Origin of the sequence: Nocardia sp. NPDC051787, from assembly GCF_040681325.1 — a bacterium.
In the GTDB taxonomy this organism is placed as follows: Bacteria; Actinomycetota; Actinomycetes; order Mycobacteriales; family Mycobacteriaceae; genus Nocardia.
On record NZ_JBFAYO010000050.1, the window covers coordinates 26,670 to 36,521 of the forward strand.

Consider the following 9,852-nt stretch of genomic DNA (forward strand, 5'->3'; position numbering starts at 1 on the left):
GGCGGACATATGAGCCGATAGGGGCGTTCGGCAGATCGCAACATTCCAGCAATACCTATTCTGCCGCTACGCTTATCGTGTGCAGACCGATGCGATCGATGGCGCAGCAGGCCGTCAATCCGGTTCCGCTCGATCACCCAGGCATCGTCGCTGGCTGCCTACCCGATATGCGTTCGGCGGATTGGTCGTCGCGGTGCTGTTCACCTGGCTCTCGTTGACCCCCACCCTTCTTCCACGCGGGCCATTCTTTCAGGGGCTGATTACTGGCATATCAGCAGCAATCGGCTATTTCCTCGGGTTTCTTGGCTCCAAGTTCGTCCGCTACCTAGTCCAGCGGGAGGCGCCATCCCACGTGAAGACGGCCGTGCGGCGGACGGCCGTCGTGATCGCATCGCTCGGAACCGCGGCGATGCTCGTGTGGTTCAGGAACTGGCAATCGCAGCTGCGAGAACTCATGAACGCCGCACCCTTCCCGTGGTGGGGCTATGTCCTCATGGCGGTGCTTGCCGTCCTGCTCTACGTGGGGTTGGTGGCGCTCGCGCGGGTGCTGCTACACGCGGTGGTATGGGTCGAGCACAAAGTCAGTCGCGCGGTGCCTCGGCGGTTCTCGGCGACCGTCATCGGGGTCCTTGCGGTGGCACTTCTGGTGACGATCATCAATGGGGCAGCGGTGCGCGTGATCATGTCCGGGCTCAACGATTCCTTCGCAGCCCTCAATCAAGAGACCAAGACGGGTGATGCCCCGCCGGCCTCGTCGCTGCGGTCGGGCGGTCCGGGCTCGCTGGTTTCCTGGGATTCACTGGGGCGTCAAGGTCGTGCGTTCATCTCGCGCGGTCCGACGGTCGAGGAGTTGTCCGCGTTTCACGGTGGGCGGCGCGCCGTGGAACCGATCCGTGCTTACGCAGGGCTGGCCAGCGGCGGTGACTCGATCCGGGAGAATGCCCAGCTGGCGGCTGACGAGCTGGAACGTGCCGGCGGGTTCGACCGCGCCGTGGTCGCCGTGGCGGTCACCACCGGTACCGGATGGGTCAACGAAAGTCTCGCGTCCTCGCTGGAATACATGTACAACGGTGACACCGCGATCGTGGGTCTCCAGTATTCTTATCTGCCGAGTTGGCTGTCCTTCCTGGTGGACAAGGAGCGGGCCCGCCAGGCAGGCGAGGCGCAGTTCGGCGCGGTGTACGACAAGTGGAAAAAGCTGCCGCAGGAGTCGCGCCCGAAACTTATCGTAATGGGGGAGAGTCTCGGCTCTTTCGGAGGCGAAAGCGCTTTCGGTGGGGTCGACGATATCGAGCTGCGAACCGATGGTGTGCTGTTCATCGGCCCGCCCAATGCCAACCGGATATGGACCGACGTCACGACGAACCGGGATCCGGGCTCGCAGGAGCGGTTGCCCATCTACGAGCAAGGCCAGACTGTCCGCTTCGGTGCGCGAGCGCCCGAGGACCTTGCACGCCCGGACGCCCCGTGGGGACGGCCACGAATGGTCTATCTGCAGCACGCCTCCGATCCGATTGTCTGGTGGTCCCCGGAACTGCTACTGAACGAGCCTGATTGGCTTCGGGAGGAACGTGGCGACGATGTGCTCGACAGCACCCGCTGGTATCCCTTCGTGACGTTTCTTCAGGTCGCGGCCGACATGGCGGTGTCAACCAATGTCCCCGACGGACACGGACACACCTACGTCGTCGATATCGCCGACGCATGGAGCGCAATCCTGTCGCCGCCCGGGTGGACCCCAACCGACAACGCCCGCCTGCGAACCACACTCGCCGGCATCGGCGGAGACGGCTGAACTGGGGTCGTTCCGGTTGCTGTCCGCGACGACGCGAATGGCATGCCCCGTTCGCGTTCCGGTGTGGTCGGAGCGGTGAGTCTCCGCGTCATTGCTGGAAACTCACCGCTCCTCGATAGCGAAGCAGCGCAGCCGGACCGGCTGTTTCGCATGATGTCCGCCATATTCATGCGGACAGATCGAGCGTATGCGGATGCACCGTCATGCCCGACGCTTTGACATCCCGTATACATAACACATGAGTGCTTACGACACCGTTCGTAGTTCGAAGTGTGATCTCGCGACGTATTCTCGTGCCGCACCGCATCGAGATGCACATCCTGGCCGGGGTGATAGTTTCCGCTACGCAGTCTGTTCCGTCGAGCAATGGCATAGAAACGAATCTTCAGGATTCAAGTATTCTGGCCTTCTCGGCTTCGAACTCGGCATCGGTGAGCACATCCTGCGCTTTGAGTTGGGCGAGTTCCTTCAATGCGGTGATCCGGTCCATCGCCACACCGCCGCCGGATGGCGGTGCAGGCGCGGGCTGCGGTACCGCATACTGCACGTCAGGGGCGTACTGCGCATCCTGTAGCGCCCAGCGCTGTCCCTGCCGTCGGGAGACGCGATTGGAGACAGCGGTCGCGGTTCCGGCGACCACGGCGGTGCGGGCTACGCCGCGAAGCAGTCCGGGCATGACACTCCTTCTGTCGGGCCGACGACCTTGATCATTGCCTTCATCGGGTTTCCGCCTCGATGACTTCGAGGGACGACAGGATGCTCTCCACAGGGATACGTCCGGTGGCCACAAGTTCGGCGCCATTGCGGCGGAGCGCGGATACGAATGGCGCCGCCCACCTGTTTTCGTAGACGAGGATCGCGGCCGAGCATCCCGGCTCGAGCGCCCTGCCTGCCTCCTTGCGGTCGGCGTCGTCGAGCAGGCCCGATCCCGCCTCCGCGAAGAGGGTGATGTCGATGTCTCCTTCGAGACCGAGGTCGGCTATGTCGACTCCGGAGAGGGAGCCGTCGGCGTCCTTGCGGACGAACGCCAGGTCCAACACCCGGATGATGCCGCGCTCGACGAGGTCGCGCAGCAAGGGCAGGGCCGATCCGTCCGGAGGCCTATCGGCAGGGAATTCGATCACGAGATAGTCGATGGGACCTAACGCGTCGATATCGGTTTCGGTCACTGTAGCCCTCTTTCTTTCACGAGAAAGGAAGTCGTATCGACCCGACTCTCTACAGAACTCGCTTGAAATTTCTTCGAATCGATTGTGGCCATTCGAGCAGAATCCCGGACTCACCGGCTCGGTGGTGATAATGTCGGTCCCAGCGTACGCCCTGATCGTCACCAGGTCGCTGTTTTTCCGCTGGGCGCCGGCCCCTGACCGGATTCGATCCGGCGTCAGCCCGATGCTTTATACGAGTTGTGCCTCGCAAGAACCGCTGTACTGCCCGCTGTGCTCGACTCCGGTCATCGTTCTCGACATCGTGGTGCTCTGGGCCGTCTCGACCTGGAACCCCCGCGCCCTCGGCGGGTCGCTCCGCCGAGACCGGGGCGGCGCCGCACGATAGCGGGTCCGTCGTAGCCGGCGGAGAGAAGCGCACGGGCCACCGACAGCGACGACGTATCCGTTCTCAGTGAGGGGTACCGATGGCCTCTGATGCGCGAGAGGACATGCCCGGCGGCAAGTTGACCGCCGACGAACGCGCCGAGCTGGAGCGGCTGCGCGCTGAGGTGGCCGCTCTGCGGACGAAGGGTCGCGGCGCGGAGCAGCCGGCGCGCCGACCGCCCCGGCATGGGTGGCGCTGGACCGCGGTGGCCATATTGACGGTGCTTGTCGCTGTTCTTGCGATCACCACAGTGGTGTCGCGGTTCGTGCGCGGGGAGGTGCTCGACACCGATCGGTATCTGAGCACGGTGGCACCGCTGGGCTCGGATCCGGTGTTGCAGACCGAGGTCTCCAACACGATCACCGATGAGATCTTCGCCCGCGTAGACATCGAGGGCCTCACCGCCGACGCGCTGTCCGCGCTGACCGACGCCGTTCCGGCGACCGCGAACCGGCCGCGGGTGGACCGCGCGGTCGAAGGACTGGCACCGGTGATCACCCAGCAGGCCCGCGGCTTCGTCAACGACACCGTACTGTCATTCGTGCGCAGCGACCAGTTCGAGGACCTGTGGCTGCAAGCCAACCGCGCCGCCCACACGGCCTTGGTGGCGGTGGCAACGGGGCACGTCGGCCCCCAGTCGGTGACGGTCGACGAGAACGGCACGGTGACGCTCTCCCTGCGCACGGTGATGGAGAACGTGAAGGCCCGGCTGCTCGACCGCGGCTTCACTTTCGCCGAGAAGATCCCCGCGGTCGACAAGCAATTCGTGTTGTTCCGATCCCCGGAACTGGTCCGGGCACAACAGGCGGTCGACAGGCTCGACAAAGCCTCGGCAGTGTTGCCGTGGGTGACGATCGCGGCCGCAGTGGCCGCGATCGCCGCGGCACCTCCGGGTCGTCGCAGGCGCGCCTTGGTCTTCGTGGGGCTCGCACTGGCGGTGGGCATGGTGATTCTGGCCATCGCGCTGATCATCGCCCGCGCACTGTATCTGGGTCGGATTCCGGCCGACGCGCTGTCGCCGGACGCGGCTATCGCGATCATCGACACCGTGCTCGCGCCGCTGCGAACCGCACTGCGCGGAGTCGCCGTGCTCGGCTTGGCGATCGCACTGGCTGCTTACCTCACCGGAGACTCGGTCTCGGCTACCACGGTGCGCCGTCAGTTCGGGCGCAGCATGGACGGGGTGCAGCGGCTGCGTCGATCGCGTCCGCCGAACCCGGTGGAGACATGGGCTTTCCGAGCCCGCGCGGCGCTGCGCTGGGCGATCCTCGGCATTGCCGCGCTCGTGCTGGTGTTCTGGCGCTACCCCACCGGGCTCGTGGTGGTGTGGATCCTCCTCGGCGCACTGGTGGCGTTACTCGCGCTGGAATTGCTGATTCGTCCCGCCCGCGCCGGGCAGCAACACGAGCAACCCGGGACGGACGACGATGCCGCGGCCAGAGTGCGAGCCGACAGATAACCTGGCGCGGCCAGAGACCTCAGCCGAGCTGAAGCGCCTGATGCGATCCGGGTCAGACTCGGTCGGGCCGCCAGGTCGTCACCGCCCAGATCACTACGACGTCCAAGGCGATCACCACGGTCGACCACCACGGATAGTACGGCAGCCACAGGAAGTTGGCCAGGATCGACAACGCGGCGAGGAATACCGCTATCACCCTCGCCCACATGGCTCCGGCCATCAGTCCGACTGCCGCGATCACTATCAAGATACCGAGAACGAGATGGATCCAGCCCCAGCCGGTGGTACTGAATTCATAGGTGTAGTTGGGCCCGGACACGAAGACATCATCCTTGGCGATCGCAGAGATTCCCTGAAAGATCGACAGGATGCCGGCGGAAAACAAAAGGACCGCGGCGCCGATCGACGTCCCGGCCGCGACTACCTGCTTGACGGAATGCTCATCGGTTGCTGACATTTTGCCGTTGACCTCTTCTCATCAGGTGCTGTATGGACGGGCTCCGTCAGTTGCCGTTGCGGTAGACCTCGCCCAGTTCGAACGAGACCGCCGAACCCGCGGATCGACCGCGAACGGCGGCTGAGCAGAGCCGCCTGCGCAGAATCGTGAATCGTTGTGCCCGAGGAAATAACCGAGGAAGTACCGAGAATGAGAAGGGCGCGTCTCTGCCTCTCGGGTCGCCTGCCACACCCGGGTTCCATCGGTACTCGACGCCCAACAGCGGTCGCCGATACCGGCGCTCGCCTCATCAGGCAAGCATACCTCAGCGATATTCTGGCTACCTCGAAATCGAATCCACCCGGTGTAGTTGCTGGGCACGGGACGGCCGCTCGGCGCCGCCGCGGGCACCGTTCGGACGGTCGCGTGCCTGCCGATTGGATGGTCACTCGAAGAACGCCGCCTTCACGCGCAGTGCCTTCTCGAGAATTTGACGACCGCGTCGGTGTCGGTCTTCCAGTCCTCCGTGAAGGCTTCGGGATTCACGAACACGGTCGTGATACCTGTCGACAGGAACAGGGCGATAGCGTCCTCGATAGTACTTGTCGAAGTCGGTGTCGAAGATCCCTTGATACTGGAAACACAGCCCGTCACCGATGTCGAACAGCACCCACCGCAGGTAGTGCAGCCGCAGCGGCACCAGCACAGTGGGGTCTGCCTCGACCGCGGCCTCGCGAGCTGTTTACGGTCCTCCCGGATCGCCGCCTCATGGCCGGGTTTGACTCTCGCGATGATCGAGAAGCCGTAATTCGCCGGTGCGCGAGGGGATATCGGCACGTACCGACCCTGCTCCAGCTCGAAGTACCCTTCCTTTGGAATGGCCATCGCGGTCGGGGTTGGACCAATCCCGACCACCTGTGATCATGTCCGCCTCCGTCTCCCGCGGGATGGCTCCAGTGGCACGGTCACGAAGAAGTGATCCAATAGCGGCCGATCTGTCACGATGACTCCGACATCATCAAAATATGATTTCGCGGGCCCTCCACGATCATGCTCAGCGCCCCGGTGTTCAGTCGGCACTTGAACAGTCCGACTGTTGCACCTCCGCAAGCGGTGCTATTCCTGTACCATATTCTCCATATTTCGCCTCGAGTCCGGCGCCGAAGACGTTCAGCGCTCGTTTCCGCACCGGACTTTGCCATCCCTCGCCCGAGCGCGACGCAGGAATGGGCACTCTCTGCTGAGAACAAAAGTTCGCTTTTCGACGGAGGGGCCGCCCGGCGGTCCGATTTACTCCGCAGTCGGAATCCACGGCTGGCAACTACACGGGAAAGATCCGCCCGAGGAGGTTCACAACATGGATTCGTTCTGGGACTACGTGTGGTACACGATCCTCGTGTTCGCCTTCGTGGCGTACCTGATCGTGCTGTTCCAGATTCTCGTTGATCTGTTCCGCGACCACTCCGTCTCGGGCGTCGCCAAAGCCGTGTGGGTGGTTGCTCTGGTGGTGTTCCCATACCTGACGGCGCTGGTGTACCTGATCGTCCGCGGGCGGGGCATGGCGCTGCGCGGCCAGCGGGCACAGGCGGAGGCGAAGCAAGCCACCGATCAGTACATCCGGCAGGTCGCGGGTAAATCCCCTGCCGAGAACATCGCCGACGCCAAGGCCCTCCGCGACTCCGGCGTCATCACTCACGTGGAATTCGAGCAACTGAAGGCTCAGGCTTTGGGGCATCCCGCAGCGCACAACGCGCCGACAGGTCAGTGACGGCGCGGCTTTCCGTGATGTCAGGCGCCGGTTGGTAGTCCGACACCGGGGCCGTCTGTCGCGCAGACCGCCCGGGGTCTCGTGCGCACTCCGCCTCGGCCAGGGCATAGACATGTGCTGTTGCGGTCGGCTCCGTGCGGCCGAGGTCAAGGGCCTCAGATTTCAGACTGGGATCGAGCAGTATTGGTGGTCGGCGGTCCATCTCTACGTTCGGCGTTCGTCCAACAGTCTGTTGATGAATGCCAGGGTCTCTACGAGGGCGCGATCGTGCCCGTTCGCTGACAACGTGCCGTGTTCGATATCGAGTCGGGTGATTACCTTCTCGACGTGCTGGTCGGCGAGTGCGCGGAATTCCATGTCGGTGTCTCATGGTTTCGCTAAGCCGAGAGGGAGTCGGTTGTCCCTCACCTCTGCTGCGGCGGGATTCGGTGCACGCGCCGCAGCGGCGGTCGACCGGATCGTGCGCCAGGATCGGAACATGGTGCTACCCAAAAGAATTCCTGGAGCGCCGAGCTGGGTGGACCCGGCTCGACTGCCCAGGATTCGACTGCGCGACCGTCGTGCCGCCTTCCCGCCTTCGGCGGTGTACACACTGGTGCGAATGCTGCGGATATGTGTTTCCGGCGATGACTATCCAGGTGTCCGGACCGTCGTCGAAGCCGCGGATCGGGCTTCGCTGGCGGAATTCGGCCGAGAGCTGTTCGAAACCTGGCGGGCGGAAGGCTTTCCCGGTGCCCTGGACTGGCCGACGCACGCTCAGGCGCTGCTCGGCGACGACGAAACCGCCCGCCTACTCGGCTCGCTGATCGTCGGTTCGCTGCCACTGCCGGTCGCCCACCGAGCCTTGGATGCACTCGCCGCGATAGGCACCGACGCCGTCCGCGGCCAGGTGGCCGAGATCGCCACCGCATCCAGCGCGCCGCGACTGCGTCGGCGCGCCAGCCGCATGCTGGAATTCTGGACATCGAAAAGTCCCGTGCAATAACCTTCGGCGGCCGAGACGAGGTCGTGCTGTGGATTACGCGCTCGACAAAGAGTCGATGGAGCATGTCTTCGTGCCGAAGCACAAACTGGATGGACTGGTGAAGTTCGTCGGTGGCGAAGAAGCGACGATGACGAAGATCATCGAGAGCGTTCAAGGCGTTCCGAACGGCGTGTATAATGGCTCGAATCCTTTGGTGCGCACAATCAATGGACAAACCGTCCATATTCGCGGCGCAATGATCGACGGTGTCTTCAAAATCGGCACCGCATACATTCCATAATGTAGCGGAGAACCGAGGAGATTGATGAGTAGTACACCGATTCCGCCGCGAGCGTTGACCGACCTCGAAACCAGCGTCGTTACCAAGCTGCTGTCATCAAACGCCCCCGGCGCCTCCGAGTATCTGGCGCAGGTGCCGTATTCGCAGGTCGTCGCAACGTGGGGTGTCGGTTCACCGAGTGTCGATCTGGCGGTGCGGCCCGGTGCGGTACAAGCATCCGGATCGACGGACGGGATCTTCGCCAGCGGAGCGGTCACCGACCGCAACGGATCACCGATCGGCGAGGTCATTTTATGGGTCGACAACGGTTGGCTCAGTGGAATCGAGTACGCCTGGTATACGGACGAACGCCCACACGCGCTGCCCGAGCCTGGTCAGATCGAACTGCTCTAACGCAAGATGATGATTGGGCGAATTGCTAGGTTGGCTGGCATCGAAACCGGGGCAGGTGGATGGAGCACCAGCGCGTCAGCTGCAAGCCGTTCTTCGACTGGGCGAAATCTTCCGGCCGGATGCCGCGGCTGAACATCCCGGCCACACCAGCACGGCCTGGGCAGCCGCTCACCCAGCACCGGCGCTTGCAGATCCTGCGGAAGCTGCTCACCGACAACGCGATCAACCTCCGGCTGCGGCTCGCGTTCACGCTGCTGCTGCTCTACGGCCAGCCGCTCAGCAGAGTCGTCCGGCTCACCATCGACGATGTCATCACCACTGTCGACGGCGTCTCGATCCGATTCGGTGAACCACCCACACCGGTCCCCGAGCCCTTCGCTGGCCTGGTCCTCGAACTGATCGACAAGCGCACGAACATGCGGACCGCGGCGAACCCGAACTCTCACTGGCTGTTTCCCGGCCGCCGCGCCGGCCAACCGCTCCGCCCGGAAACCCTCGGCCAGCAGTCGGCCAAGAACGGGATCCCCACCATCACCGGCCGGGTTCCGCCATGCGGCAACTGGTCCTGCAGGCACCGGCGCCGGTCGTCGCCGACGCGCTCGGCATCCACTACACCACCGCCCACCGGCATCGCCACCACGCGGGCGGCACCTGGAACCGCTACGCACCAGGCGACCACAACCGCTGAGCGCTGTCGGCTCGATCGGCCGGAATACCGACTACCTGAATACCGTTCCCTGCCAGTCCGGAACCCCACCATACGCCCAACCACCGACACGTCGCGGTCCGATAGATGCCCTGGCCGCGATGTCCAGAAATCGGCCATGCACCGAGCAACCGACTGGGGAAGAATCGAAGAGCGGTCCGCCGGTCGCGGCCCCGGCCGCGCCGCTGCGTGAGTTGCCGGACCCCGTTGCCCCGCGACGCCAACCCGCGACGCCGCTACTGCTCTGCGGCCTGCGCCGCCCGCGCGTACCGCTTCCGCAAGAAGTTCGGCCGGACGTACGCGATGATGCTGACCGCCGCACAGCGCACCTTCGACGATCCCGATGTCAGCCGTCAAGTAATTCCTCCAGGTGAGGGGTAGTTCCGTCACGGAATTCCCCCACTCTGTCCGTCACCGTTTTCCTCCACCCGGCCGTC

The 9,852-nt window shown here is 64.1% G+C and carries 10 protein-coding genes and 1 pseudogene; 7 read left to right on the forward strand and 4 right to left on the reverse strand.

The features are described from left to right. The first annotated feature begins 79 nt into the window (after nucleotides 1-79). Complete coding sequence (locus AB0M45_RS32285) at nucleotides 80-1,795, forward strand: alpha/beta-hydrolase family protein (RefSeq protein ID WP_364336967.1); 1,716 nt, start codon at nucleotides 80-82, stop codon at nucleotides 1,793-1,795. Nucleotides 1,796-2,180: 385 nt separating this feature from the next. On the opposite strand, the gene AB0M45_RS32290 is transcribed toward AB0M45_RS32285, so the two are convergent. Together AB0M45_RS32290 and AB0M45_RS32295 are read right to left on the reverse strand one after the other, a co-directional pair. Beyond that, nucleotides 2,181-2,471, reverse strand: a complete 291-nt coding sequence (locus AB0M45_RS32290) for an SHOCT domain-containing protein (RefSeq protein WP_364336969.1) — start codon at nucleotides 2,469-2,471, stop codon at nucleotides 2,181-2,183. A gap of 40 nt (nucleotides 2,472-2,511) precedes the next feature. Next, nucleotides 2,512-2,964 carry a DUF6325 family protein gene (locus tag AB0M45_RS32295; protein WP_364336971.1) on the reverse strand — a complete coding sequence of 151 codons (453 nt, stop codon included), beginning with the start codon at nucleotides 2,962-2,964 and terminating at the stop codon, nucleotides 2,512-2,514. Between the two features lie 464 nt (nucleotides 2,965-3,428). On the opposite strand from AB0M45_RS32295, the gene AB0M45_RS32300 reads away from it, so the two are divergent. Beyond that, nucleotides 3,429-4,847: a hypothetical protein gene (locus AB0M45_RS32300; RefSeq protein WP_364336973.1), complete on the forward strand. Its 1,419-nt coding sequence runs from the start codon at nucleotides 3,429-3,431 to the stop codon at nucleotides 4,845-4,847. Between the two features lie 52 nt (nucleotides 4,848-4,899). Here the strand turns inward: AB0M45_RS32300 and AB0M45_RS32305 are convergent, their stop codons facing one another. Both AB0M45_RS32305 and AB0M45_RS32310 read right to left on the reverse strand, forming a co-directional pair. Then, a complete protein-coding gene (locus tag AB0M45_RS32305; protein WP_364336975.1) occupies nucleotides 4,900-5,304 on the reverse strand; it encodes a hypothetical protein in 405 nt (134 codons plus the stop codon). Between the two features lie 453 nt (nucleotides 5,305-5,757). Continuing rightward, nucleotides 5,758-6,168: pseudogene (locus AB0M45_RS32310) on the reverse strand (hypothetical protein); the annotation flags it as partial. Nucleotides 6,169-6,640: 472 nt separating this feature from the next. On the opposite strand from AB0M45_RS32310, the gene AB0M45_RS32315 reads away from it, so the two are divergent. The 5 genes from AB0M45_RS32315 to AB0M45_RS32335 all read left to right on the forward strand — a co-directional run bounded on the left by AB0M45_RS32315 (nucleotide 6,641) and on the right by AB0M45_RS32335 (nucleotide 9,608). Further along, on the forward strand, nucleotides 6,641-7,051 hold the full coding sequence (locus tag AB0M45_RS32315; RefSeq protein WP_364336977.1) for an SHOCT domain-containing protein: 411 nt from the start codon (nucleotides 6,641-6,643) through the stop codon (nucleotides 7,049-7,051). Nucleotides 7,052-7,448: 397 nt separating this feature from the next. Continuing rightward, complete coding sequence (locus tag AB0M45_RS32320) at nucleotides 7,449-8,036, forward strand: hypothetical protein (protein ID WP_364336979.1); 588 nt, start codon at nucleotides 7,449-7,451, stop codon at nucleotides 8,034-8,036. A gap of 28 nt (nucleotides 8,037-8,064) precedes the next feature. Continuing rightward, nucleotides 8,065-8,316, forward strand: a complete 252-nt coding sequence (locus AB0M45_RS32325; protein WP_364336981.1) for a hypothetical protein — start codon at nucleotides 8,065-8,067, stop codon at nucleotides 8,314-8,316. A 24-nt stretch (nucleotides 8,317-8,340) separates the two neighbouring features. Continuing rightward, a complete protein-coding gene (locus AB0M45_RS32330) occupies nucleotides 8,341-8,709 on the forward strand; it encodes a hypothetical protein (protein ID WP_364336983.1) in 369 nt (122 codons plus the stop codon). A gap of 59 nt (nucleotides 8,710-8,768) precedes the next feature. Continuing rightward, a complete protein-coding gene (locus AB0M45_RS32335) occupies nucleotides 8,769-9,608 on the forward strand; it encodes a hypothetical protein (protein ID WP_364336985.1) in 840 nt (279 codons plus the stop codon). Nucleotides 9,609-9,852: the final 244 nt, after the last annotated feature.